Annotated in this window: 19 protein-coding genes; 10 read left to right on the forward strand and 9 right to left on the reverse strand. The window is 62.4% G+C overall.

Annotated elements, in window-relative coordinates; genetic code table 11:
* Positions 1–260 precede the first annotated feature (260 nt).
* Positions 261–1,481, reverse strand: coding sequence for a PAS domain-containing protein (locus HCZ87_RS10340; protein WP_167643679.1), 1,221 nt, complete (start codon positions 1,479–1,481; stop codon positions 261–263).
* Between the two features lie 63 nt (positions 1,482–1,544).
* Complete coding sequence (locus tag HCZ87_RS10345; protein ID WP_167643680.1) at positions 1,545–2,000, reverse strand: Lrp/AsnC family transcriptional regulator; 456 nt, start codon at positions 1,998–2,000, stop codon at positions 1,545–1,547.
* A 138-nt stretch (positions 2,001–2,138) separates the two neighbouring features.
* On the opposite strand from HCZ87_RS10345, the gene hppD reads away from it, so the two are divergent.
* A complete protein-coding gene (gene hppD / locus HCZ87_RS10350; protein ID WP_167643681.1) occupies positions 2,139–3,239 on the forward strand; it encodes a 4-hydroxyphenylpyruvate dioxygenase in 1,101 nt (366 codons plus the stop codon).
* Between the two features lie 67 nt (positions 3,240–3,306).
* On the opposite strand, the gene HCZ87_RS10355 is transcribed toward hppD, so the two are convergent.
* Positions 3,307–5,973, reverse strand: coding sequence for a hypothetical protein (locus HCZ87_RS10355; RefSeq protein WP_167643682.1), 2,667 nt, complete (start codon positions 5,971–5,973; stop codon positions 3,307–3,309).
* 240 nt (positions 5,974–6,213) lie between these two features.
* Here HCZ87_RS10355 and HCZ87_RS10360 point away from each other — a divergent pair, with 240 nt between their 5' ends.
* The gene (locus HCZ87_RS10360) at positions 6,214–6,936 is read left to right on the forward strand and encodes an SIMPL domain-containing protein (protein WP_167643683.1); all 723 of its coding nucleotides are present in this window, start codon (positions 6,214–6,216) and stop codon (positions 6,934–6,936) included.
* A gap of 95 nt (positions 6,937–7,031) precedes the next feature.
* Here the strand turns inward: HCZ87_RS10360 and HCZ87_RS10365 are convergent, their stop codons facing one another.
* The 3 genes from HCZ87_RS10365 to HCZ87_RS10375 all read right to left on the reverse strand — a co-directional run bounded on the left by HCZ87_RS10365 (position 7,032) and on the right by HCZ87_RS10375 (position 10,243).
* Complete coding sequence (locus HCZ87_RS10365; RefSeq protein ID WP_167643684.1) at positions 7,032–8,324, reverse strand: O-acetylhomoserine aminocarboxypropyltransferase/cysteine synthase family protein; 1,293 nt, start codon at positions 8,322–8,324, stop codon at positions 7,032–7,034.
* A 114-nt stretch (positions 8,325–8,438) separates the two neighbouring features.
* On the reverse strand, positions 8,439–9,377 hold the full coding sequence (locus tag HCZ87_RS10370) for a hypothetical protein (RefSeq protein ID WP_167643704.1): 939 nt from the start codon (positions 9,375–9,377) through the stop codon (positions 8,439–8,441).
* A gap of 41 nt (positions 9,378–9,418) precedes the next feature.
* Entirely contained in the window at positions 9,419–10,243 is an 825-nt protein-coding gene (locus HCZ87_RS10375) for a hypothetical protein (RefSeq protein ID WP_368484112.1), read from the reverse strand.
* A gap of 365 nt (positions 10,244–10,608) precedes the next feature.
* Between HCZ87_RS10375 and HCZ87_RS10380 the strand changes: the two genes are divergently transcribed.
* Positions 10,609–11,040 carry a tautomerase family protein gene (locus tag HCZ87_RS10380; RefSeq protein ID WP_167643686.1) on the forward strand — a complete coding sequence of 144 codons (432 nt, stop codon included), beginning with the start codon at positions 10,609–10,611 and terminating at the stop codon, positions 11,038–11,040.
* Between the two features lie 62 nt (positions 11,041–11,102).
* Here HCZ87_RS10380 and HCZ87_RS10385 read toward each other — a convergent pair whose 3' ends face one another.
* Positions 11,103–15,356, reverse strand: coding sequence for an ExeM/NucH family extracellular endonuclease (locus HCZ87_RS10385; protein WP_167643687.1), 4,254 nt, complete (start codon positions 15,354–15,356; stop codon positions 11,103–11,105).
* Positions 15,357–15,558: 202 nt separating this feature from the next.
* The gene (locus HCZ87_RS10390) at positions 15,559–15,756 is read right to left on the reverse strand and encodes a SlyX family protein (protein ID WP_167643688.1); all 198 of its coding nucleotides are present in this window, start codon (positions 15,754–15,756) and stop codon (positions 15,559–15,561) included.
* A gap of 137 nt (positions 15,757–15,893) precedes the next feature.
* Between HCZ87_RS10390 and hisS the strand changes: the two genes are divergently transcribed.
* Genes hisS through hisG form a run of 3 tightly spaced genes read left to right on the forward strand, consistent with a single transcriptional unit; the run spans position 15,894 to position 19,196 of the window.
* Complete coding sequence (gene hisS, locus HCZ87_RS10395) at positions 15,894–17,414, forward strand: histidine--tRNA ligase (protein WP_167643689.1); 1,521 nt, start codon at positions 15,894–15,896, stop codon at positions 17,412–17,414.
* Between the two features lies 1 nt (position 17,415).
* Positions 17,416–18,507 carry an ATP phosphoribosyltransferase regulatory subunit gene (locus HCZ87_RS10400; RefSeq protein ID WP_167643690.1) on the forward strand — a complete coding sequence of 364 codons (1,092 nt, stop codon included), beginning with the start codon at positions 17,416–17,418 and terminating at the stop codon, positions 18,505–18,507.
* Entirely contained in the window at positions 18,504–19,196 is a 693-nt protein-coding gene (hisG, locus tag HCZ87_RS10405) for an ATP phosphoribosyltransferase (protein WP_167643691.1), read from the forward strand. Before HCZ87_RS10400 ends, hisG begins: the two co-directional genes overlap by 4 nt.
* A gap of 82 nt (positions 19,197–19,278) precedes the next feature.
* Here the strand turns inward: hisG and HCZ87_RS10410 are convergent, their stop codons facing one another.
* Positions 19,279–19,827, reverse strand: coding sequence for an ImuA family protein (locus HCZ87_RS10410; RefSeq protein WP_167643692.1), 549 nt, complete (start codon positions 19,825–19,827; stop codon positions 19,279–19,281).
* 142 nt (positions 19,828–19,969) lie between these two features.
* On the opposite strand from HCZ87_RS10410, the gene HCZ87_RS10415 reads away from it, so the two are divergent.
* The 4 genes from HCZ87_RS10415 (at position 19,970) to HCZ87_RS10430 (ending at position 24,182) form a co-directional block, all read left to right on the forward strand.
* Positions 19,970–21,196 (forward strand): AGE family epimerase/isomerase, encoded by a 1,227-nt coding sequence (locus HCZ87_RS10415; protein ID WP_167643693.1) that lies wholly within the window; start codon positions 19,970–19,972, stop codon positions 21,194–21,196.
* A 123-nt stretch (positions 21,197–21,319) separates the two neighbouring features.
* Positions 21,320–21,940: a TetR/AcrR family transcriptional regulator gene (locus tag HCZ87_RS10420; protein ID WP_167643694.1), complete on the forward strand. Its 621-nt coding sequence runs from the start codon at positions 21,320–21,322 to the stop codon at positions 21,938–21,940.
* A gap of 126 nt (positions 21,941–22,066) precedes the next feature.
* Positions 22,067–23,245: an ABC transporter substrate-binding protein gene (locus HCZ87_RS10425; protein ID WP_167643695.1), complete on the forward strand. Its 1,179-nt coding sequence runs from the start codon at positions 22,067–22,069 to the stop codon at positions 23,243–23,245.
* Between the two features lie 67 nt (positions 23,246–23,312).
* A complete protein-coding gene (locus HCZ87_RS10430; RefSeq protein ID WP_167643696.1) occupies positions 23,313–24,182 on the forward strand; it encodes a branched-chain amino acid ABC transporter permease in 870 nt (289 codons plus the stop codon).
* Positions 24,183–24,186 lie beyond the last annotated feature (4 nt).

Raw genomic sequence — 24,186 nt, forward strand, 5'->3', positions numbered from 1 at the left:
TTCATCGGAATCTCCTCGTTCATCCTGCCGAGAAAATTCTACTTCCGCATCCCCTTAAGATCGGGGGGGATTACCAGGCCACGTGAGGTGGCACGCGCAAAATCAGTGGCAGCGTGGCGGATATACCGCAGCTTCCAACCGCGCGACGTAAACAACGCGGCGTAGAAATGTCTATGCCGCGTTGTGTTGAATGGGAGCTGGCGGTGCGCCTGCGTGATGCATCCGGGTTTCTTGCGCATCAGGCAGGGGGGATGCCTGCGTCAGGTTTCGAGCGCGCGAATTTCCTCGCCCAGTTTGGCAATATGTTCTAGCCTCTCCGAGATCCGTTGCTGAAACACACCGAGCTGGTCGATGATGTCGGACAGGGTTTCCCCGGAGGAGGGCAGGCGGGCGCTTTCGATCTTGCACAGCACGCGGGTGGAGCTCAGGCCGAGGAAGTGGCGATGCATGACCTGGCAGGCATTGATCACGCGCTCCGCCTCGGCATCGACTTCGGCCATGCTTTTGCTGGCGTAGTTCTGTTGCTGCTCCAACAGGGATTTCAACCTATCGCGCTCTTCGTCCATATCGACAATGTTGCTGCCCCGGCGTTCCACTTGCAGCTGTTCGTCGCATTCAATCAGGATACGCGTCAGGCCCGCGATAAAGAGGCTGGAGTTGACCGAGTGTTTGACGGTGGCAAAATTGGTGTTCTTGCCCATGACATTCCGTTCAAACCAATCCGACATCTCGCGGGACATGGCGCCGTAGTTTTGCGACAGCACCGTTACCGGCCCGCCGGAGGGTTCGATCCGCGAAGCAATGACCCGCAGGTTGTGCGGGATGGTGTGCATCGCCTCGAAATCCTTCACCAGCCCCTGCGTTTCGGTCAGCAGCTTTTCGGCATTGTTCAGCATGGTGCGGAGTTCGGAAATCTCGACGTTTGGCTTGCGTCCCAGACCCTTGTCGCGGGCAATCAGCTCTTCTGCCAGCGCATAGGCGGCGAAGTGCTGGTAGTCCTCGAACCCCTTGCTATGGACCCAGTCGAGCATGATCTGCATGCTGTCTTCGGGGGTGAGGCCGTTTTCGGTTTCGGCCTTGACCATCCGCGCGTAGATGGCCTGCACCTCTGAAAACAGAGGGCTGCTTGGTTTGATCCGCGCCGAAAGATAGCCCCCGTCGCAGGGCACGACCGCCGCGAAGACCCAGTAGTAAAGGCCGTCCTTGGCCTTGTTCTTGACATAGGCGCCGACGGTTTTGCCGCCTTTCAGCGCGTCCCAGAACAATTGGAACAGACCGCGCGGGGTGTCCGGGTGGCGGATCAGCTTGTGCGGGGCGCCAATGACCTCGTCCCAAGAGTAGTCCGCGACCCGGCAAAAAACATAGTTACACGATTGGATGACGCCCCTGTCATCTGTACGGGAAAAGAACACCTCGTCCAGTTCGAATGGAGCGGCTCCGCTACGGGGGCGGTTTTCAATACGACGGTCAACAAAAGACACGAGGGCGATTCCATCTAGTGATATGTTCAGCACCAACCTACGCCACGAGTGGTTCACGCTTCCTTAAACAGGCAAGGGGCTGTCACCTTTTAACTGTGCCATTACGATCTGGCTGTGCACGCGACTAACGGCTTGATGGGGAAGAATAACTTCATGCAGTAGAGCGTTAAGCTCCTGCAAATCGTGACAATAGACGCGCAACAGGTAGTCGGCTTCGCCGGTCATGGTCCAGGCGGATGTTATCTCGGGCTGTGCAGCCACCAGCCGGGCAAAGCCGGCGGCGGTTTCAGGGCCGTGGCTATGCAGATGGACCTGCACGAAACACTGTACCGCCAGGCCCAGTTTTTCGGCGTCCAGACGGGCGGTGTAATGTTGGATGTAACCCTCTTCCTCCAGCCGTTGCCGCCGCCGCCCGGCCTGGCTGGACGAGAGGTTCAGCGCCTCTCCCAGCATCTGCGCGGTGGCATGGGCGTCCTTCTGAAGAAGCGCCAGGAGTTTGATATCGGTGTGATCAAGCATGCGGATGATCGCCTCTTGTGTCGAGTTTCATGCGTGTTTCGCGCATAATTTGCAAAATGGACGTGGCAGTATGCGCATTATATGCAGCTCTATTGCGGTAATCTACAGGCAGGAAACACCAAGACGCAGGAGAATATCATGGGTCCCTTCCCCCACGACGCGCCGCAATCTGTCATCAGCCCCGAGAACCCAGCCGGCACCGATGGGTTTGAGTTTGTCGAATTCGCCAGCCCCAACCCGGAGGAGCTGCGCGAGCTGTTCACCAAGATGGGATATGAGCTGGTCGCACGGCACAAGGCCAAGCCGGGGATCGAGCTTTGGCAGCAGGGCGATATCACCTATATCCTGAACGCCGAAGCCGGCTCCTTTGCCGAGAAATTCGTCGATCTGCACGGCCCCTGCGCGCCGTCGATGGGCTGGCGTGTGGTGGATGCGCAAAAGGCGTTTGACCATGCGGTCGCCAAGGGGGCAGAGCCCTATGAGGGCGATGACAAGACGATGGATGTGCCCGCGATCAAGGGCATTGGCGGCTCATTGATCTATTTCATTGATCAATATTATGAAACTTCGCCGTATAATGTGGAATTTGACTGGCTGAAGCCCTCCAAACCCCGGGGCGTTGGCTTTTACTACCTGGATCACCTGACCCACAATGTGTTCAAGGGCAATATGGACAAGTGGTTCCATTTCTACGGGGATCTGTTCAACTTCCGTGAGATCCGCTTTTTCGATATCCAGGGCAAGTTTACCGGCCTCTACAGCCGCGCCCTGACCTCGCCTTGTGGACGCATCCGAATTCCGATCAACGAGGATCGCGGCGAAACCGGCCAGATCGTGTCCTACCTGAAGAAATACAAGGGCGAGGGCATCCAGCATATCGCCGTGGGCGCGCGCGACATCTATGACGCGACGGACGAGATTTCGGAACGCGGCATCCAGTTCATGCCGGCGCCGCCCGCCGCATACTACGAGTTGAGCCATGGCCGGGTGCAGGGCCATGAAGAGCCGCTGGATCGGATGAAGAAACATGGCATCCTGATCGACGGCGAGGGGGTCGTGGACGGCGGCGAGACGCGGATCCTGTTGCAGATCTTCTCGAAAACGGTGATCGGCCCGATCTTCTTCGAGTTCATCCAGCGCAAGGGCGACGATGGCTTTGGCGAGGGGAACTTCAAGGCGCTGTTCGAGTCGATCGAACAGGAGCAGATCAATTCCGGCGAGATTACCGCCGCCGAATAGGGCCTGCGGAAGGACATGAAAAAAGCCGGGCGCATGCGTCCGGCTTTTTTTGTTGATGGCTCGGAGCTTAGCCGCTGGGAATGGTCAGCGTCTTGTTGCGGCCCCGCTTTTGATATTGCAGCTGGCTTTCGCCGATCGCCACGATATGGCCGCCGTCAATGCGGTCGCCGACCTTTACCTTGACGTAGCGCCCGGAGGGCAGGCGGACCAGGGCGCGGCGTTGCGACGGGGTGCCGTATACCCCGATCAGGTTCAGCTCGCGCAGCTTGATGGCGTTCGGGATCGTCGCCTGCCGGGCGACGGAGGCCGAGGAGGGGATCGAGGGCACCACGGCGGCGGTGCTGACCGTGGCGGGCGCCTGTTGCGTGTTGCGCTTGGCGCGATCCACGATATTGGCGAAATTCACCGGGCGCGCGCGCGGTTGCGGCGCAGAGGTCACGGCCAGGGCGGTGGCGGGCTGGCTTTCCTGCGCTTCGGTCTTCAGGCTGGCGGGGCGCGGTTTGGGCCGCATGTTGGCAAATTCTTCGCGGCTGATGCCGCCGAATTGCGCCCGTTCGGATTGCTCCACCAGGTCGCTGGGACGGGTGCGCGGGCGGATCTGGCTGAGCGCCGCCAGACGTTGCGTCTCCTCCGCGTCGGCCTGCGCGCGCGCGTCGGGGCGTTCCGGTGTTGGCGGCGGTGTGATCTGGGGGCGGCCGGCAAAGACCATGATGCCATCGGGGTTCAGCGTGCCCTCCGGCGTGGCCGCGACCAGCCCGCGCTCGTCCAGGTCAAACTGGCGTCCGGCGGCGGTGGGGTTGGAGACGGCAGCAAAATTCGCATCGGTGTCGGTCTTGGTCTGCGGAGGCAGGGCGACGGCATCCTGAAACAGGTCGGTGCGATCAATGGAGGCGACATAGACATCATCGAGATGGATCTGTGGCGGCAGCGAGGCGATCTCTGGCACCCGTTGCCAAATGCCTGTCGCGGCGTATTGCGCGGCTTCTTCCAATGCGGTGATGCCATCGGGATCGAACCCGGCGTCGCCGGTTTCTATACCGTCTGCCAGCGCCTCCGGGTCCAGCTGCGACAGATCTTCGGGCAGCAAGACGTCATCCGGGCTGAGGCCGGCGGCCTGTCCGGTGCCTGATCCCGCGTCAAGTCCCGCATCAGAGAGGGTGCGGGGCGCGGGCAGGCTGTCGACCAGTTGACCCAGATCACCGCCATCACCTGCCGCAGGGCCGCCAAGGGCCTCCAGCACGGCGGCGTCGGTATTGCTCAGCTCCTCTGGCGCGGAGGGATCAAGTGGCGCGCCGCTATCATCGACCGAGGCAAGCGCGGCATCGGAGTTGTCGCTTGCGGACGGCGCTGTTGATGCGGCGGTATTGAGCGCCGCGTCCTGTGTTGGCGTATGGGGCGCTTCGCCGGCGGCAAGGCCGGAGCTGTCCAGCGCGTCGATCTGGGAGAGGCCGGTCGCGGGCGGTTTTGCAAGCACGGGCGGGGCGACGGGATCCTCGGTTTCGACAAGATCCGCCCGCTTGAGGTCGGACCAGAGCGCAGGCAGTTCCTGCACCAGCGCCCAGCCGCCAACGGCGGCGACGGTGGTGAGCAGCGCTGCAACCAGCCCCATTCGCAGGACGCGGCGGCGGGCGGGGGCTTGCGGTGCCTTGCGCGGGGCGCTGGTTCCGCCTGGCGTCCGCGCGCCTGCGGTCTGGGGTTTGGCCGGGGCCGAGGTGGTATGGGCCAGCGTCGGCGAGGGCATCGACAGGCTGGGGGCTGGCGGCACCGGCGCGAGGGCGTTGGCCTCTGCTGTCGCCTTGGTCGATGGGGCGGCTTTGGCCACGACGGGGGCGGTGCGGGTCGCGGTCAAGTCGGAGGCGGCACCGTCACGTTTGCGCCGCGAACTAAAGCCCACGGCCGGGCCGGAGGCCAGCTCCTCCTCGTCCTCTGTGTCCTCCACGGTGAGCGCCGCCGTCTCTGAGGTTTCGCCATCTGGGGAGTGCAGTTCGGTCAGGGGCGGCGCGGCTGGCAGGCCGACACCGGAGGCGCTGTTGGGCGCGAGCTCCGCTTCTGCCGCGTCCTCGGCGTAGAGTGCCGGCTCTTCGTCCAGATCAGGCGCCTTGGGCGCAGCGTCAGCAGCGTCGTCGTCAGCGGCGGCGGGCGTGCTGTCAGGCGTCGCAGTCTCGATATCGGCTGCGGGGTCTGGCTGCGGCGGGAGTTCGATCAGGCCGATTTCGACCACGGCGATGCCGTCGGGCTCAATCTCCATGCCGCGGGCGGCGCGGGTGGTGCCAAAGAATGGCTCTCCCAAAAAGCCCTGAGACTCGGGGGCGGCGACAAAGCTGACCGGACCAAAACCATGTTCTGCGGCAAAGCTTTCGGCCTCTTCCAGGGTTTCGATGGCGACGGCGGCCACATGGGTGCGCGCCCCGTCGGCGCTGACGTCAAAGGCCAGCTCGGAGACCGCATAGGGGGTGGTGCCTTCGAGCGCGATACGGGCGGCCTCGATGCGCGCCCCGTGGTCGATCACGCCGGTCTCGATGGTCAGATAGCGAATTTGCGCATCGGGCAGGATCAGCTTGCTGTGCAGCTTGGCGCTGGTCAGCTCCTCGGCCTTGGCACGCAGGATGGCAAGATCGGTCGGCAGGTCCGCGACCTCGGGGGAGACTGTCCCCACACGCCGCCAGCCGCCCGCACCGCGAAACAGCAGCGCGATGCCATCAAACGAAAGAGAGAGCGCGAACTCCGGTTTCATCAGGTCATCAGGGTCTTTTGTCTGCGCGCCCCGCGCATGCAAAGATACGTTGTACCCTGTCCGACCATGTGCTCCAGCGGCATGGCGAAACAGGAAACAACGCATCAAGGCGCCGTTAGTGTTCCCTTAGCCATAAAGCAGGAACGCGCCGAGGGGAAGCAAAAGCGCAGGACTTCCCCTTGCGCGCGGGGATTTGCCGCCCCCATCTAACAGCAGATAAATAAACGTAGAGGATTTGGCATGTTGAACACAAAACCCACGGCGCTGCTGCTGGCAGGCGCGTTGGCGCTGGCCCCCTTTGTGGCCCAGGCCGAGGCAGAGGTGGCGCGGCAGGTTCTGGTGACCGGCGAGGCCAGCATGGATGTGCCGCCGGACCAGGCGGTGGTGACCATGGGGGTGCGGGCGCAGGACCCGCAGGCGGCAGAGGCCATGGCGCAGGTTTCCGAGGGGATGAGTGCAATTCTAGCCAGCCTGCGCGACTCGGGGATTGCCGCCGAGGATATGCAGACCCGGCAGATCTCTCTGCATCCGGTCTGGAGCGAGACCCGCTATGACAGTGGCAAGACGGGCGAGGTGACGGGGTTTGAGGCATCGAACCAGCTCATCGTGACGCTGCATGATCTGGAGGCCATGGGCGGTGTGCTGGACGAGGTGCTGCGCGCCGGGGCGAATGAGTTTCAGGGCCTGTCGTTTTCCTACAGCGATATGACCGGCGCGCAGGATGTGATGCGCACGGAGGCGGTGGAGGACGCGATCCGCAAGGCGCAGCAGCTGGCCGAGGCCTCTGGCATGGTGCTGGGACCGGTGCGGGAGATCCGCGACAGCGGCGCGGGCGGCGGTGCCCCGATGCGGGCGATGGAAATGGCGCGCGTGTCGGACATGGCAATTGCGCCGGGCAGCGTAAATCTGACCTATGCGGTTTCGGTGTCCTTTGACCTGCTGGCGCCTGCCGACGAGCAATAAACGCTGTGTTCAGGAGCCCTGTAATCCAAAGGCAAAAGGCCGGGAGTTCCCGGCCTTTTGCAGGTTTGTCAGGGCGATAGAGGCCAGGTGACGGCTTAGCCGCAGGCCTTGGTGAGCGCCTGATCCAGGTCGCGGATCAGATCGTCCGCATTCTCGATCCCGATCGAGATCCGCACCACATTCGGCCCGGCCCCGGCGGCCTCTTGCTGCTCCGGCGTCAGCTGGCGGTGGGTGGTGGAGGCGGAGTGGATGATCAGCGAACGGGTGTCGCCGAGGTTGGCCACATGGGAGAAGATCTCCAGGCTGTCCACCAGTTTGATGCAGGCGTCATAGCCGCCCTTGAGCGCCACGGTAAACAACCCACCGGTGCCCTTGGGATAGCAGCGTGCGGCGCGCTCGGCATAGGGCGAGGAGGGCAGGCCGGCGTAGGTCACATAGTCCACGCGCGGATCGCTCTCTAGCCATGTGGCGATTTTCTCTGCGTTTTCAACGTGTTTCTGCATGCGCAGCGAGAGGGTCTCGATCCCCATCAGGGTGTAATGCGCCGCCTGCGGGTTCATCGTCATGCCAAGGTCGCGCAGACCGATGGCGATGCCGTGGAAGGTATAGGCGAGATTGCCGAAGGTCTCGTGGAACTTCAGCCCATGATAGGCGGGCTCGGGCGCCGAAAGGGAGGGGAACTTGTCGCTGGCGGACCAGTCGAAATTCCCGGAATCCACCACGCAGCCGCCGGTCACGGTGCCATTGCCGGTGAGGTATTTTGTGGTGGAATGCACCACCAGGGTCGCCCCCTGCGAGATCGGCTGGCAGAGGTAGGGGGTGGCGGAGGTGTTATCGACGATCAGCGGCAGCCCGGCGGCGTCGGTGACATCGGCCACGGCGCGGATATCGGTGACATAGCCGCCCGGGTTGGCCACGGATTCGCAGAACACCGCGCGGGTGTCATCGTCGATGGCGTCACGGAGCGCGTCGAGATCGTCAAAATCGACAAATTTCGCCGACCAGCCAAAGCGTTTGATGGTCTGGCTGAACTGGGTCACGGTGCCGCCGTAAAGCCGGGTGGAGGCGACCACATTCTTGCCGGGGCCCATCAGGGGAAACAGCGCCATAATCTGGGCCGCGTGACCCGAGGAGCAGCAGACCGCGCCGACGCCGCCTTCCAGCGTGGCAATCCGTTCTTGCAGCACGGCGACGGTGGGGTTGGTCAGGCGCGAGTAGATATAGCCCACTTCCTGAAGGTTGAAGAGCGCGGCGGCGTGATCGGCGTCGCGAAACACATAGGCTGTGGACTGATAGATCGGGGTCTGGCGTGCGCCGGTCGCCGGGTCGGGGCGGGCGCCTGCGTGGATTTGCAGCGTGTCAAAACCGTAAGTGGGGCCGTCGGACATGTGAAAACTCTCCGTTATGTCGCAATCGTGATGTGCGGTAACACACACGTTGCGGCGGCAAGGTGCAAGGGGAAGTGACGGCAAGACGGCGATTTTGCGCGAGAGGTGCGATCCCTAGCGCATCCAGAGCCCTTCGGATTTGATCCGGTTGCGAATGGCCTGTTCCCGCCGCGGCAGGTTGTCCTGGTCAAACAGCGCCCGCACCTTCTGGCCGCGACCCTGATAGACCATGCGTTTGATCGGCTCGTAGGATTTCAGCACTTTTTTCAGCCAGTTGGGGGCGCAGGCCTCTTCCAGCGTGGCCACCGTATGGTCGCTCTCGCGGGCATAAAGCAGCGGGAAGGTCCGGTAGTGGCAACTGCTGGCGCCATCCAGATAGCCCGCAGGCAGGCTGTCGCGCCCGCCGCCAAAGGACTGGATCACCAGCGGCAGCGCCACCTGATCGAGCCAGGGATCCAGCGACTGGCCGGTCAGCTCGACCGGCGGATCATCGCGGATCGTGCGCGCGTAATTCAGAAAGCGCGCGCCAAAATCCTGCGGGCAGGCGCCATAGAAAAACCCGGCGTTGAAATAGAGATAGCGCTGCCAGTATTCCTCCGGCTGGCTCAGATCGAGGCTGCTGTCGAAATCCAGTTCGAACCGATCATAGAGCGACCGCCAGATCCCGTCGTAGCCGGGGCCATAGAGCGTTGGTTTGGGCCAGGTGCCCTCGCGGCGCAGGCTGGCCGAGGGGCGGTTGAAATCAAAGGGCACCTCGCTCAGCTCGCCGGTGATCAGCGTGTCGGTATCAAAGAACACAAAAGGTTCCTGCGCGGGCAACACCCGGAGCGCCTCTATCTTGTTGCCATAGGGGTAATCCTGACCAAAGACTTCGTTTTCAAAGGGCAGAATCTCAGCCTCCAGCCGCGCCAGCGCCTCCAGCACCGCGCCATTGCGCAGGGTCGGATCCTTCTGCCAGAGCGGGCCTTTTTGCGGTACGGCAACGATCAGCCGCCCGGCAAAGCCCGGCGACATCTGGCGCAGGGAGGCGGCAAACACCAGCGCCTCATACATCAGCCGACCGGATTGGCCGACTATGAGGATGTTGAAGCGACCTATGGGCACAGCAGCTTTACGCCGGGGGTCTGGCCGAGCTGATAGACATCCGCGTCATAGGCGGCGTCGATCTGGTCGATGAACGCCGGGGTCCAGTCGGCGATGTCCAGATCCTCTTCCAGCTGATCTTCTTGCGCGTATTTGTCGAGAAAGGCGGTAAAGACCCGTTTCTTATGCGCTTCTGTCAGCTCCGGGTGCTGATGCATATAGTGGCGCAGCCGCCGCATACCCTCCGCGCTCATGACATCGGCGAGCATATCAAGCCCACCCTTGACCTTGCTGTCCTCGTCCAGGTTGCCGAATTCGCGCAGCACCTGCGCCCAGATCAGCGGCAGATCCTCGTAGCACCACAGGGTGATCGCGATATCAGGAATCGCGGTGGTGATACGGCTGATCAGGGCCGACCAGCGCAGATCCTGCGGGTTGGTTTCGCTCAGCACGGCGTTGCGGCGCCCCGCGCCCGCCTTTTCCAGCAGTTTGGGCAGGAAACCGGCAGGGCTGCGGATGGCCAGAAACAGATGGATTTGATCGTCTGGAAAAAGCGCCTTGAGCGAGAGGATCCGGTCCTCGGCCTCGGGGTAGAGGCGCTGGCCCTCCAGGGCGTCACGTTGCGAGCCGAAAAAATGCGGGTTGGAGAGGATGACGCGCTTGGCGGTTTCCTCCTCCAGGATCGCATCCCACAAAAGGTCGCGGGAATCCTCGGAAGGCTCCCCGGTCTGCGTCGCGGCCATACAATCCTTGAGCAGGGTTCGATATTTGGCAGGGCCGGGCACAGCGGTGCCCCGCGCAAGGAAATCCTCCTTGTTGCGCAGGAGTGCCTTCATCAGGCGATCTTCTTCTGTTCCATGCGCTCCGGCATGTAGGATGACTTGCATGGTTATTGACCTATGTGCCCTGTCACTGCGAGACCTAGGGATAGAGTGCGTCAAGTTTTAGGTCAAATCGCATCTTTATGATGACGACCGGCCAGCGGGGCGACGTCGGCCTTGTCTGCGCGCAGTTGCGGGCGTCGCGTGTTGCAACATGCCAAGCCGTCCCGCGTCAGGTGGACCAGACGCAGAGCGCCGGATCAGTTGGGGATGTCCGCGCCGCGCAGGAGTGGCCCCGGGCGCGGTATCGCGGTTTGAGGTTCCCTCTCTGTCCTCAAGCTTTTAAACCTCAGGTAGAATTTGACGTTGGGAGACACCAAATGCCGTTTATTAGCCTGAGAATTTCCAAGTCGGACATTTCGGACACGCAGAGAGATGCGCTGATAGATCAGATAACGGTTCTTATGACCGATGTGATGAAGAAACGAGCCGAGCGAGTCTCGGTTCAAATCAGCCTCGAAGACCCGCACATGTGGGCGGTTGGCCGGGTAAAAGCGTCAGACATGCAGGGCTGTGCGGTGCGGATGACCATAGACATCACCGCCGGTACAAACTCGATTTCGGAAAAAGAAGACATGGTCGCCGCAAGCACAAAAATGCTGGATGATATATTGCAGATCAACCCAGAGGCGACTTATATCATTATCAATGAAATACCGGGTGTGTCTTGGGGAAAGGGCGGCATAATGCTTGCTGACCGCACGAAGGCAGATCGGGAAAACGCCCGCAGAAATGCGTCCACCGCTAGATGAGCGCGCAAGGCCCCCGGAGCAGCGTTGGCGATGCTCCGGGGTTTGTTTTGGTTTGAGCCGGCTTAGCTCAGCGGCAGGTCGTTGGTGGTGGTGAAATCCAGCCCGACGATCAGCGGATCATGGTCGGAGGAGGCAAACACCCCGTCATTGTAGAAACCGGCATTGCTGAAGCTGGTGTCATAGCCAATCAGATCCGGCTCGTCGGCGTTGATATGCCATTCGGTGACGCCGGTGACATTGTCGGCCAGATTATTGTCGGCAAAGCCCTGATCCAGCGTGCCTTGCTGACCGTCGAACACATAGGAATAGGCCTCGTCCTGACCGATGAAGGTGTCAATCAGATCGGTAAGCCCGGCCTCATCCTCCAGATGCTGCACCGCGTCCTCTTCTGCGTAGGAGTTCATATCCCCCAGCAGCAGGTAGTTGGACACGCCGTTGCCATCGACGCCATATTCGGAAGAGACCCAATCGGCGAGCTCGGTGGCGCCATCCAGACGGACCGCGTTCCAGAAGCCCTGACCATTGCCCTGATCAAAGTTCGGATCGGCATAGAGGTCGTCCAGCAGATCCGTCACCGCAGCCGCATCCGCATGGCCAGCGTTGCTGTTCAGCCAGCTTTCCGCCGCATCGGCGACATCCTGGAGATCGCTGTCGCCTTTGGATTTGAAGTGCGAGGACACCACCGTGAAGCTCTCGCCGCTCTCGTTGTCCACAAAGGTGGCCGCGACAGAGGGGCGGTTGCGCTGGTAGTCGTTGAAACTGAATCCGACCAGATCGCCAAGCGCGCCGGCAATGCCATAGGTGACATCGGCGGAGCTCTCGTCAAAGACGTGATAATCCGAATGCACCAGCGTCACCGCATTGCTGTCATAGACGATGCCGGTGGTGATCGCGTCAGAGCCGATGAAGCCGCCAGTGCCGGTCGGGTCCACATAGGCATAATTCGCGTCGGTGCCCTCGGCGTTCAGGAGGTCAACCAATGTGCCAATGGCCTGGGTGCCATTGTTTTCGATCTCTTGCAGGGCCACGACCTCGGCACCGGTACCGAGGATGCCATCGACGATCTTGGTGGACTGGCGGTCGAATTCTTCCTGATTGTCGGCACCGCGCGGGTTCAGATCCCCGTCCGGCCCGGTCCCGCCCGAGAAGGTGGTGAAGAAGTTCAGCACGTTATAAGAAGCAACCTGAAGCGTGCCGCCAACATCCTGCGGCGCTGCTTCGCGGCTGTCCACATTGGTGCCATCGGTAAATTCGATGGTGTCGGTGACGGTCAGCGTCCACTCGCCAAAGGCAAAGCCCAGAACGCCCTCGACCGGATTGGCCAGCTCGGCGCCCAGACGCACGGTGGTGCCGGTGTCGGAGAAGTCATCCCCGCTGTCGAGCACCCCGTTGCCATTGTCCCCGGCACCGCCCGGCAGATAGCCGATCGAGTCCGGGTTCTGCGTCGAGGAGCCATCGTCCAGCAGCAGCCGCGCATTGCCATTGGCCTCTTGCAGCGCGGCGATCTCATCCGCCTGCGTCTGGGCATCATAGATCTGCGTCGGCTGGGTCTGGGTGCCGGCGGAAATCGTCACCTGACCATAGCGGTCCAGGTTGAAGTTCTCGATCACCGTGAGCGCCTCATCGGTACCGCTGGTGATGGCCAGACGCATGCCTTCGAGTGCCTCGTAATTCTGCGGCAGATCCGGCGAGAGGGTGACCGAAGTCAGTTCCGGCAGGTCATTGCCGGAGGAGATCACCTCCAGGAAGCTGACCGAGGCAATCTGGGTCTGGCCGAAATATTCGCCCACCGTCCCGGAAAGCTGCACCAGATCGCCCAGTTCCACCGCATTGCCGCCGCCGGTATAGACAAAAATGCCCTCGGAGGTCAGCGCATTGCCATCGCTGTCGGCGGCTTCTTCCTGAAGGTAGAAACCGTTCTCGGCAATCATCGTGACCACGGCAGAAACGGTCACGCCCTCGCCGACAAAGTCGGAGCTCGCGCCTTCGCCCTGAAGGGTGGAAATCAGCGTGATCTCCTGATCCGGGCCGCCATCATCGGGCTGCGCGGGGTCGGAGGTGACCACGATATTGTCCACATAGAGCGCCTCGGAGCTGGAGTTGCTGTCCAGTTCCACAACCAATTGCGCGCTGTTGAGATCCGCATCCAGCGTGGTCGAAAGCGTGGTCCAGGCGCCTTCGATATCCATATCGTCGATATCCTGGCCGGTGCTGTCCAGAAGGCTGATGCGCCCCTGATCGGTTTCCACATAGATCGCGACGAGGTCATCGGCCTCCCAGCCGGTGGATTGCACAAAGGTATCCAGCGACAGCGTCACCTCGCCCACCGCCGAGAGGTCGATCTCGTCGAACGTCATGCGCAAGAGCCCATCGGCGTCCGAAAGCTCATAGCCCTGCTGACCATCGGTGAAGCTGCCAACGGTGCCGGTGTAGCTCTGCACCCCGACAAAATCGCCGTCGGAAATGCCGCTGTCATTGCGGGTGTTTTCCCAGCTGAGATCATAGCCCAGCTGCCCGGCGGAGGCTTCGGTGCTGTCGACCGTCGCCAGCCCGTCGACGTTGTTCAGGTCCACGACCGCGCCCAGTTCGACCAGATTGCCATCGGCGGCGGCGGACTTATAGCGCCCGCCAGTGGCCTCATCCTCGAAGCTCTGCCCGAGGTAGAAGATTTCCTCGATTGATACGTTGTCGAGATAAAGGCTCTCGGCGGATGAATTGCTGTCCAGCTCGACAATCAGCGTCGCCTCGGTGACATCGGCGCCGAGGGTGGTGGAGAGCGTGGTCCAGGCGCCTTCGATATCCATATCGTCGATATCCTGGCCGGTGCTGTCCAGCAGCGACACGGTGCCGAGGTTGGTTTCCACATAGACGCGCACAAGGTCGTCGCTCTCCCAGCCGGTCTCGTTCAGGAAGGCATCAATGGAGATCTTGACCTGCGTGGAGTCTGCCCGGGCCGAGAGATCCACAGTGTCGAAGGTAAGACGCAGCAAGCCATCGGCGTCCTGCATTTCATAGCCCTGCGTGCCGTCGCTGAACTGATCCACATCGCGGGTATAGTCGGTCACGCCGATGAAATCCCCATCCGAGAGGCCCACATCGCCGCGGGTGTTTTCCCAGCTCAGATCAAACCCAAGCGCGCCATCAGAAGCCGCGGTGCTGTCCACCGTGGCGCCGCCGCTGTTGTCCACGTCAACAACCGTGCCGATCGCCAGTGCGCCGCCATCGGTGCCGGGGGCGGTGAAACGGCCGCCGCTGGCCTCGGTTTCAAAGCTCTGGGTCAGGGAGATCGGATCCCAGACGTCGGAAACCGCAACGCTCAGCTCACGGCTGTCGCTGGCGCCGAACTCATCGGTGACCACCACGGTCAGCTCATAGGTATTGTCGCCATTTGCATCTGCGGGCGCCTCGAAATCGGGGGCGCTGGCAAACCGGATCTCGCCGCTCTCGGCGTCGATGCTGAACAGCGCGGCATCCGCACCGGTGAGGCTGTAGCGCAGCACGTCGCCGGTATCGACGTCAGACGCCGCAACACCTGCGTCAAAACCTGCGCTGTTTTCGGGGATCGTGATCGCCGCGTCGCTGAGGCTCAGGACCGGGGCGTCATTGCTGCCGGTGACGGTCACGGTGACCGTGGCCACATCGGTGCCACCCTTGCCGTCATCGACGGTGTAGCTGAAGCTGTCGGTGATCACCTCACCCTCGGCGAGGCTGTCAAACGCGGCGCTGGGCAGATAGGTGATTTCGCCATTCTCAAAACTGACCGCAGCCCCGAGTGCCGAGGTCGCATCCACCGAGGTGATCGCAATATCGTCGCCGTCGAACTCGTGGTCATTCTCCAGCAGCTCGGCTGCGCTCAGCACCGTGGCCTGATCCTCGACCGCGCTGATGCTGTCGTCACCGGCCAGAACCGCGTTGTTGCGGCCGTTCAGATAGAAGGTGTAATCGTCAGCGGCAAAATGCAGCGCCTCAACCTTGCGGATGGTCGAGAGGCCATAGCCATCAGCATTGTGAAAAGACACCAGCGCAGTGGTGCTGCGGGGCCAATAGTGGCCGGAGGGCAGGCCAAACGTGCGGATCGTGGCATCCAGGATCGAGCCTTCAAAGGTCACCTGGTCAAAGCCGCGACCGCCGTCGATATAGTCCAGCCCGGCAGAGGCCGCGATGGTATCATTGCCGCCGCGCCCAAAGATGAAATCGCTGCCACTGGTGCCGCTCAGCGCGTCATCGCCCCGGCTACCGCGGGTTTTGCCCCAGCCGAATCCCCAACCGAAGTTGCCAAAGTGATGCGGCGCTTGATGCCCAAATCCGTGAAACATGGTTCAACCTTCCTGAAGTCTATGCTGCGTGTCGTTTTTCATTTTTTGGTAACACTGGCATAAACATCTTAGGGGGGAGCTGACTTTTGACCACTTGATTTAAAAACGGCTGCGGAATTCTGCGCATTGACCTCGGGTCACTGCGTCAAAAGCGATCAAGACGGGATCAATTGGGACGCGCGGAGCGCCCCAAGGGGCCTGATTAGTAGTGCGGCGGGCGCTCGTCGGTGAAGACCGCACCGCCGGAGCCTTCGGCCTCGCGCTGGGCTTCACGCTCCATCAGCATCTGCACACGGCGTTTCAACAGGTCGATATCGGTTTGCTGGGCGGTCACGATCTCGTTCAGCTCCTCCACGGTGCGGGTGAGATGGGCGATGTGCTCTTCGAGATGTTGCGTCACTGGAGGCTCCTGGTTTTTATCTGATGTAACTTGGCCAGCGGGTCGCGTCCATGGGGCGCGCGCGCCCCTCGCCGCTTGCTGTTATTGGTCCCTTGGGCTAGACGCTCCCCGAGAGAACCACCCGCAAGGAGGCCACCATGGCCAAAGCCAAGAAGCAGCCCCGTCCCAAGGCGATCACGCCCAAGGGTTTCCGCGACTATTTCGGCCAAGAGGTGACCCAGCGAACCCATATGCTGGCATCCATTGCGGAGGTTTACCATCATTACGGCTTTGAGGCGCTGGAATCCTCCGCGGTGGAGACGGTCGAAGCGCTGGGCAAGTTCCTGCCCGATGTGGATCGCCCCAACGCTGGCGTCTTTGCCTGGCAAGAAGCGGATGAGGACGGGCAGGGCGACTGGATGGCGTTGCGCTATGACCTGACCGCGCCGCTGGCCCGGGTCTATGCCCAGCACCGCAACGAGCTGCCCAACCCCTATCGCCGCTTTGCGATGGGGCCGGTCTGGCGCAACGAGAAACCCGGCCCCGGGCGCTATCGCCAGTTCTATCAATGCGATGCGGATACTGTCGGCACGGCGTCGATGGCGGCGGATGCAGAGATCTGCATGATGCTCTCGGACACGCTGGAAAAACTCGGCATTCCGCGCGGCGACTATCTGGTGCGCGTCAACAACCGCAAGGTGCTGAACGGTGTGCTGGAGGCCATGGGCCTTGCCGAGGACGACCCCAAACGCGACGACGTCCTGCGCACCATCGACAAGTTCGACAAGGTCGGCGAGGCGGGCGTGCGCGAACTTTTGGGCAAGGGGCGGCTGGATGCCTCCGGCGCCTATATTGATGGTGTGGGCCTTGCGGATCATCAGGCCGAGCCGGTGCTGGCCTTCCTGACCTCCAAGGGCGACACGGTGGCCGAGACCATGACCAACCTGCGCGCCGCCGTCGGTGACAGCGCGGTCGGCGCCGAGGGCATTGCCGAACTGGAACTGATGGGATCGCTCTTTGCCGCCGCAGGCTATGGCGATGATCAGGTCCTGATCGACCCCTCCATCGTGCGCGGCCTTGGCTATTACACCGGCCCGGTGTTCGAGGCGGAGCTGACCTTTGAAATTCTGGATGAAAAAGGCCGCAAGCGCCAGTTTGGCTCGGTTGCGGGCGGCGGGCGTTATGACGGTCTGGTGAAACGCTTCACCGGGCAAGAGGTCCCCGCGGTTGGGGTGTCCATCGGTGTTGACCGGCTGTTGGCGGCGCTGCGCGAAAAGGGCCGTCTGGCGGCCACGCCCACAGGTCCGGTGGTGGTGACGGTGATGGATCGCGACCGCATGGCCGACTACCAGGCGATGGTTTCTGAACTGCGCCAGGCAGGCATCCGCGCCGAGGTTTACCTGGGCAATCCCAAGAACTTTGGCAACCAGCTGAAATATGCCGACAAGCGTCACTCGCCCGTGGCGGTGATCGAAGGCGGCGACGAAAAAGAGCGCGGCGTGGTGCAGATCAAGGATCTGATCCTCGGTGCCAAACTTGCCGAAAATGCCACGCTGGAAGAATGGAAAGAACGCCCCAGCCAGTTCGAAGTGCCCCGCGGCGATCTGGTCGCCAAGGTGCGCGAAATCCTTGCAAGCCAGACCGGGCTTGCAAGCCAGAATGACAGTCAGGACGGATAACATGCCACAACGTTCTCAGATCCAGGCCCGCGCGGCGCTGCTGCGTCAGCGCTTTGAGGTGGCGGGCGGCGTGGTGGTGGATCCGCCGCTGCTGCAATCCGCCGAAACCCTTCTTGACCTTTACGGCGAGGATATCCGCGCGCGCGCCTATGTGACCACGGATGCGCTGCGGGGCGAGCAGATGCTGCGCCCGGATTTCACCCTGCCGGTGGTGCAGATGCATATGAAGGCCGGGGCGGAGCCAGCGCGCTATACCTATGCGGGCGAGGTGTTTCGCCGTCAGGAACATGACCCCGACCGCGCCAATGAATTTGTGCAGGTCGGCTATGAGGTCTTTGACCGCCGTGATCCGGCGGAGGCCGACGCGGAGGTCTTTGCGCTGTTTCACCTGCAATTGCGCGGGTTGGAACTGCGAGTGGCCACCGGCGATATCGGCATTCTGATGGCCGCGGTGGAGGGGCTCAACACCACCGATCTGCGCAAGGCGGCGCTGCGGCGTCATATCTGGCGGCCGCGCCGGTTCCGGGCGCTGCTGGAGCGCTTTGCCGGGCGGCGACCCATGCCCGATAGCCGCAAGCTGTTGTTGTCCGCCAGCGGCCCGCTTGCGGGATCGGCGCCGGAGATCGGCAAACGCCGGGCGGCAGAGGTCGAGGCGCGCATCGAGGCGTTGCGCGCCGATGCGGCAGCGCCGGTGATCGCAGAGAACGAGATTTCCGCGCTGGAGGCTTTGCTGGCGGTGCGCGAAACCGTGCCCTATGCGCTGGAGCAGATGCGCGATATCGCGGTGGATCTGCCGGCGATCCTGCCGGCGCTGGATCGGCTTGATGCGCGCGCATCGGCCCTGCGGGCGCGGGGGATCGACGTGGATCGGCTCGATTTCGAGGCGGCTTACGGGCGCACCTCGATGGAATATTACGATGGGTTTGTGTTTGGGTTTTATGCCGAGCGGCGCCCGGATCTGCCGCCCATTGCCACCGGCGGGCGCTACGATGCGCTGACCCGGCAGCTGGGGCAGGGGGATGAAATCCCGGCGGTGGGCGGTGTCATCCGCCCGGATCTGATCCTGACGCTGGAAGAGGAGGCCCGGACATGAGCGTGAAGCTGGGCGTGCCGTCCAAGGGACGGCTGATGGAAAAGACCTTTGACTGGTTTGCCAAACGCGGCATCACCCTGTCCCGCAGCGGGTCAGAGCGCGAATACGCCGGCGCGGTTGGGGGCATCGAGGGGGTGGATCTGGTGCTCTTGTCCGCGGGGGAGATCCCGCGCGAACTGGAGGCCGGACGTATCCACCTTGGGGTCACCGGCACCGATTTGGTGCATGAAAAACTGCCGCACTGGGAGCAGCAGGTCGAGGAGCTGGAGCCCATGGGCTTTGGCGAGGCGGATCTGATCCTGGCGGTGCCGCAGTTCTGGATCGATGTGGAAACGCTGGAAGACCTGGACGCGGTCGCCGCCGCCTTTCGTCGCAAACACGGCCACCGCTTGCGGATTGCGACCAAATACCACCGGCTGGTTCGGGAGTTTCTCGGCGATGCCGGGGTTGCGGATTATCAGCTGGTGGACAGCCAGGGCGCAACCGAGGGCACGGTCAAGAATGAGACCGCCGAAATGGTGGCGGATATCACCACCACCGGCGAAACCCTGCGCGCCAACCACCTGAAGATCCTGTCGGATGGTCTGGTGCTGCGCAGCCAGGCGACGCTCTGGCGCAGCCGGGTGGCGAAATGTACGCCGGAGGAAAAGGCAGCGCTGAAAGCCTTTATCGCTAAAATCGACGGCTGACGGCGGATGCGAGGCTCTGCCTCGCGCTCCGGGATATTTTTGAAAAGATGAAGGGGCGCCGGGGTGCCCCTTTTTCATTTGTTCAGGTGCAGGCGGTCAGGCGGCGGGTGGTTTTGTCCCATCTGACCTGCCAGTTGCCGAGGGCACCGGATTTGTTCTTGATCAGCTCCCAGTGGTGCAGGGGCGCGGTTTCGGCGGCGTTGGGGTCGAATGCCGGGGTGCAGCGCCAGCGGGTCTCGGCGGCATTGCTGCCCATGCCCTCGGGGATCAGGGCGAGGCTGACTGATTTCCCCGCCCGTGCCGCCAGTTGCAGGCGCCGCCCCTCGGTCAGGCCCAGAGGTTTGTTGAGCCAGGAGACGACGAGGGCGACGGTGGCGGAGCGCAGTCCCTCTTCGCTCACGGCGAGGACTTCGGTCTGGTTGGCGGCGTTGCACATCAGAAGGCGGGCGGGATCAATAAAATCGGCAAGCCCTTGCGGGTTGATTTGGGTCGGCTCCCAGGCCTCTTGCACCCAGAGGACGTCTCGGTTGAGCTGCGCCGCCAGGGCAAAGGCAAAGGTGGTCGCACCGCTGCCGCAGGCCTCATGGGCGCGGCCGGGGGTGAGGGGGAAGGGGAGGGCGCTGCGAGTCATCGCGACGAGTTTCGAAACCTTGGTGTCGGAACGCAAGGGGGGAGGCGTGGCTTTTTGCGATGGGCGTAAATTGCGTTGCGCAGGCAGGGCGAAACACTGCTTTATGGGGCGCGCATATGTTTTCTCAGGAGGCCGAGGCCCAATGTCCGACACCCCCATAACTATAGAGACCGTTCATGGGCCAGAGGTGCTGGCGCGTATCAAATCCGACGCGCGGGCGCAGTTGAGATTCTTCCGGCGCAGCCTGTGTGGCGACGGGCGTTTTGCCAGTCTGACCCGGCAGGGGGTGCAGATCATGGGTCCGCAGGCGCTGATCACCACGACGCGCCTGGTGCATTCCTATGCGCTGGGCCATCTTGCCGGGGTCGCCGATTGCCTGCCGATGGTTGATGCCGGGATGCAGGCGATCTGGCACAGCCACCGTGACACGCAGCATGGCGGCTATGTGTGGTCCTTTGACAGCGATGGGCCGGTGGAGACGGACAAACTGGCCTATGGGCATATGTTCGTGCTGCTGGCCGCCGCCAGTGCCGAAGCGGTGGGTCACCCCGACGCCCGGCGGCTGCGCGAGGATGTGAGCGAAGTCATCACCGAACACTTCTGGGACGCGGAGGCGGGGCTGATGCAGGATGAGTTTCGCCGCGATTGGAGCGTGTTTTCCGGCTATCGCGGCATGAACGCCAATATGCACGGCGTCGAGGCGCATCTGAGCGCCTATGAGATCACCGGCGATGGGCTCTATCTGGAGCGGGCGGGGCGGATCCTGGCGTTCTTTGTCGACCGGATGGCAGCCAGCAACAAATGGCGGCTGCCCGAACACTATCACCAGGATTGGAGCGTGGACCGGGCTTATGAGGGCGATCCGATGTTTCGCCCCAGGGGCACCACGCCGGGGCACTCCTTTGAGCTGGGCCGCTTGTTGATCCAGCATTGGGATCTGGCGGGGCGGGGGGATGACAGCGCACCGGTCAAGGCGCGGGCGTTGATCGAGACCGCGCTGGCGGACGCCTGGTTGCCCGAGGGCGGGCTGGCCTACACGCTGAATTCTGACGGCACGCCACGGGTGCGGGATCGCTATTGGTGGCCGGTGACAGAGGCCATCGGGGCGCTGGCCAGCCTGCTGAAGCTTGGCGGCACCGCGCAGGACAAGGCGTGGTATGAGCGCCTCTGGCAGACGGGGTTTGCGCTCTTTGTGGATGACGAGCATGGCGGCTGGATCCCCGAAATCGGCGCAGATGGGCTGCCCGCTGAACGGCAATTTGCCGGAAAGCCGGACATCTACCATGCGCTTCAGGCGAATCTCTATCCGCTGCATGGGGCGGTCTCCGGGCATTATCGGGGGGTGGTGGGGCTGCTGGCCCAAGGCTAATGCCGGGTTTTTGAGCAGCTGTCGCCGCGTGGCATCGCTTTTTGCTGAAAACCGTCGTTTTTACGTCATCGAGCTTGACAGATCGCAAGAAACAAACTGACCTGTATGTAAATCGGAGGCCGCATGACAACCACAGCCCGCAGAACCCAGGATCAGCGCAGTGCGCAGACGCGGCAGTTGCTGCTTCAGGCGACGATTCAGTCGTTGATGGAGGTCGGCTATGCCAACACCAGCACCGCCGGGATCGCCAAGCGGGCCGGGGTGTCGCGGGGGGCGCAGACGCATCATTATCCGGGCAAGATGGATCTGATCGTGGCCGCCACCGAGGAGATGTTTGCCAATTTCGCCGCCGGGCTGGAAAACCTGGCGGAGGAGCTGCGCGCAGGGCGCCTGAGCTATGACGCGTTTTTTGATGCGGTCTGGAATGGGGTGCTGAACGGTGATTGGTTCTATTCCTCGCTGGAGATGATCGTGGCCGCGCGGGGCGACGAGGAACTGCGCCGCCATCTGGCGCCACTTATTCTCGATCTGCACGAGTGTTTCGAGGCCACCTGGTCGCGCACCTTTGTCGCGGTCGATGCCGAGGTGGTCTCGGCGCGGGTGGCGCTCAATCTGGTGATGAATGTGTTCCGTGGCATGGCGGTGCAGGCGGTGCTGCGCCGCGACGAGGCCTATTTCTCAGAGATGCTGGCGACCTTGAAGGCGATCATCGCGGTGCATGTTCGTCCGATCGGGGCGGTCTGATGCCGGGGGAAGCCAAAGCCAGACAACAAACAAACCAGTCGGTTTTTAAATAAGGGGCCAGACCCCCAATCAAAAGCGGCACTCAAGCCGCACCCTAGACAACGTGCGACCCAACAGGAGCAAACAATGAAGATTTTCACAACCATGCTGGCCACGGCGGCCCTGGTGGCAAGCCCTTTGCTGGCCGATGATGCGGAGTGGGAGACCTGGGGGCTGACGGATGATGCGATCACCATCGGCGTGATGGGGCCGTTTTCCGGCAATGCCTCCTCCTACAGCAAGGCGCTGGTCGGGATGATGGCCTATTACGACAAGGTCAATGACGCGGGCGGGGTGCATGGCCGCAAGCTGGTGGCGGTGCAGGAAGACACCGCCTGCGACAGCGCCAAGGGGCTGGCGGCGGCCAAGAAGCTGATCTCTCAGGATGAGGTCTTCATGCTTCAGGGCAATTCCTGCTCCGGCGTCGCGCTGGCGCTGCGTCCCACTATTGTCGAAGCAGGGCTGCCCTGGATCGTGGCCCATGCGGTGAGCGATTCAATCTCTGATCCGATGGCTCATAACATCTTTCACGGGGTGCCCACCGGCAGCGCCAACGGGCGCGCGATGGCGGCCTTTGTGCTGTCCAAGCCGGACACGGAGAATGTGGCCATCATCGAACATTCCAACGACTGGGCGCATAGCTACTCCAACCCCGCACGCGACTATCTGAAAGAGCACGGCGTCTCGCCCTCGCAGGAGCTGACGATGGAGCGCGGCCAGACCGACGCCACCGCCCAGATCCTGAAACTGCGCCAGAACAAACCCGATTTCATCATTGCCGCGCTCTATGAGGCGGAGACCGCGATCTTTCTGCGCGATCTGAAGAAATACGGCATGGGCGATATCCCGGTCATGGGCACCGCGGGCACCGATCTGGAAAACACGCTCAAGCGGACCGGCGATTTCGACACGGTGAAAAACTACTATGTGATCCACTCCTACGTGGACAATCTCGACGGTACCCTGATGAAACCCTGGGCCGATATGATCCACAAATACGCCCCCGACGAGGAGCTTTCGACCTTCTCCTTTGTTTCCATCGGATCGGCCGAGGCGCTGGTCGCGGCGCTGGAGGCCGTCGGGCCGGACCTCACCCGCTCCAAGCTGATCGCGGCGCTGGAACAGGTGCATGATTTTGACACCGGCATTCTTTCGGATCCGATCACCTGGACCGCCACCGACCATCAGGGCGTCAAAAGCTCTGCCGTGGCCGGGTTTGTCGATGGCGAGCCGACGGTGCTCAAGGCCTGGGGCCAACCCTACTGAAGAACGTCCCCGAAACTGCCGGACGTGGGTCCGCCCATGTCCGGCGTTTTTTTAAGGAACTCTCACGATGCTAATGCAGTTGACCTTGGGCGGGCTTTCTCAGGGTATGATCTATGCGCTGATCGCGCTGTCGCTGACGGTGGTTTACCGCTCGACGACGGTGGTGAACTTCGGACATGGCGATTTTGTCATGGCGGGCGCTTTTGTCTCTTATGTGCTGGTGGTTTTGGCAGGCGTTGCCTTCCTGCCGGCGGCGGCGCTCTCGATGATCGCGATGTTCGTGCTGGGCGTGCTGTTCAACCGTGGCCTTGTGCGCCCCATCCAGGGCGGGCCGCATATCGGTCTGGCGCTGATGTGTATCGCCGCCGGATATGTGCTGCGCGGCATTGCCCGTATGGTCTGGGGGCGCGAAGTGCTGCCGATGCCCGCCGTTTTTGACATGCAGCCGATCTTTATCGGCAATCTGGTGATCACGGGGGATGCGGTCTTTATCATTGGTACGGTGCTGGTGCTTTTGGTACTGTTCTTCGGCCTGATGGCGATGACCGATCTCGGCAAGATGGTGCAGGCGGTCTATCAGAGCCCGCGCGGCGCGCGGCTCATCGGTCTCAATGTGGACCGGTTCAATGATTTCTCCTGGGGGATCGGCGCGGCGCTGGGCGCGTTGGGCGGTATCCTGGTGGCACCGGTGTCGCTGCTGCACCCGGATTTGGGCGCCTCCTTCCTGATCAAGGGGTTTGCCGCGATGACGCTGGGCGGCTTTGGCTCGCTGGGCGGTGCGGTGCTGGGCGGGGTGCTTCTGGGCATCGCCGAGCAATACGCCGGGGCCTATCTCGACAGCGCGCTGATCGAAATCACCGCCTATCTGGTGATCGTTGCAGTGCTGTTCATCCGCCCGCAGGGGCTCTTTGGCCGCAAGGCCGTGGTGAAGGTGTGATCTC

The sequence above is a fragment of the Phaeobacter sp. HF9A genome, assembly GCF_011806385.1.
GTDB lineage: Bacteria > Pseudomonadota > Alphaproteobacteria > Rhodobacterales > Rhodobacteraceae > Epibacterium.

Coding starts and splice junctions, on each gene's coding strand:
- HCZ87_RS10345 (WP_167643680.1), bottom strand. CDS start 2,000: ATGCTTGATCACACCGATATCAAACTCCTGGCGCTTCTTCAGAAGGAC.
- hppD (WP_167643681.1), top strand. CDS start 2,139: ATGGGTCCCTTCCCCCACGACGCGCCGCAATCTGTCATCAGCCCCGAG.
- HCZ87_RS10355 (WP_167643682.1), bottom strand. CDS start 5,973: ATGAAACCGGAGTTCGCGCTCTCTCTTTCGTTTGATGGCATCGCGCTG.
- HCZ87_RS10360 (WP_167643683.1), top strand. CDS start 6,214: ATGTTGAACACAAAACCCACGGCGCTGCTGCTGGCAGGCGCGTTGGCG.
- HCZ87_RS10365 (WP_167643684.1), bottom strand. CDS start 8,324: ATGTCCGACGGCCCCACTTACGGTTTTGACACGCTGCAAATCCACGCA.
- HCZ87_RS10370 (WP_167643704.1), bottom strand. CDS start 9,377: ATGTATGAGGCGCTGGTGTTTGCCGCCTCCCTGCGCCAGATGTCGCCG.
- HCZ87_RS10375 (WP_368484112.1), bottom strand. CDS start 10,243: ATGAAGGCACTCCTGCGCAACAAGGAGGATTTCCTTGCGCGGGGCACC.
- HCZ87_RS10380 (WP_167643686.1), top strand. CDS start 10,609: ATGCCGTTTATTAGCCTGAGAATTTCCAAGTCGGACATTTCGGACACG.
- HCZ87_RS10385 (WP_167643687.1), bottom strand. CDS start 15,356: ATGTTTCACGGATTTGGGCATCAAGCGCCGCATCACTTTGGCAACTTC.
- hisS (WP_167643689.1), top strand. CDS start 15,894: ATGGCCAAAGCCAAGAAGCAGCCCCGTCCCAAGGCGATCACGCCCAAG.
- HCZ87_RS10400 (WP_167643690.1), top strand. CDS start 17,416: ATGCCACAACGTTCTCAGATCCAGGCCCGCGCGGCGCTGCTGCGTCAG.
- hisG (WP_167643691.1), top strand. CDS start 18,504: ATGAGCGTGAAGCTGGGCGTGCCGTCCAAGGGACGGCTGATGGAAAAG.
- HCZ87_RS10410 (WP_167643692.1), bottom strand. CDS start 19,827: ATGACTCGCAGCGCCCTCCCCTTCCCCCTCACCCCCGGCCGCGCCCAT.
- HCZ87_RS10415 (WP_167643693.1), top strand. CDS start 19,970: ATGTCCGACACCCCCATAACTATAGAGACCGTTCATGGGCCAGAGGTG.
- HCZ87_RS10420 (WP_167643694.1), top strand. CDS start 21,320: ATGACAACCACAGCCCGCAGAACCCAGGATCAGCGCAGTGCGCAGACG.
- HCZ87_RS10425 (WP_167643695.1), top strand. CDS start 22,067: ATGAAGATTTTCACAACCATGCTGGCCACGGCGGCCCTGGTGGCAAGC.
- HCZ87_RS10430 (WP_167643696.1), top strand. CDS start 23,313: ATGCTAATGCAGTTGACCTTGGGCGGGCTTTCTCAGGGTATGATCTAT.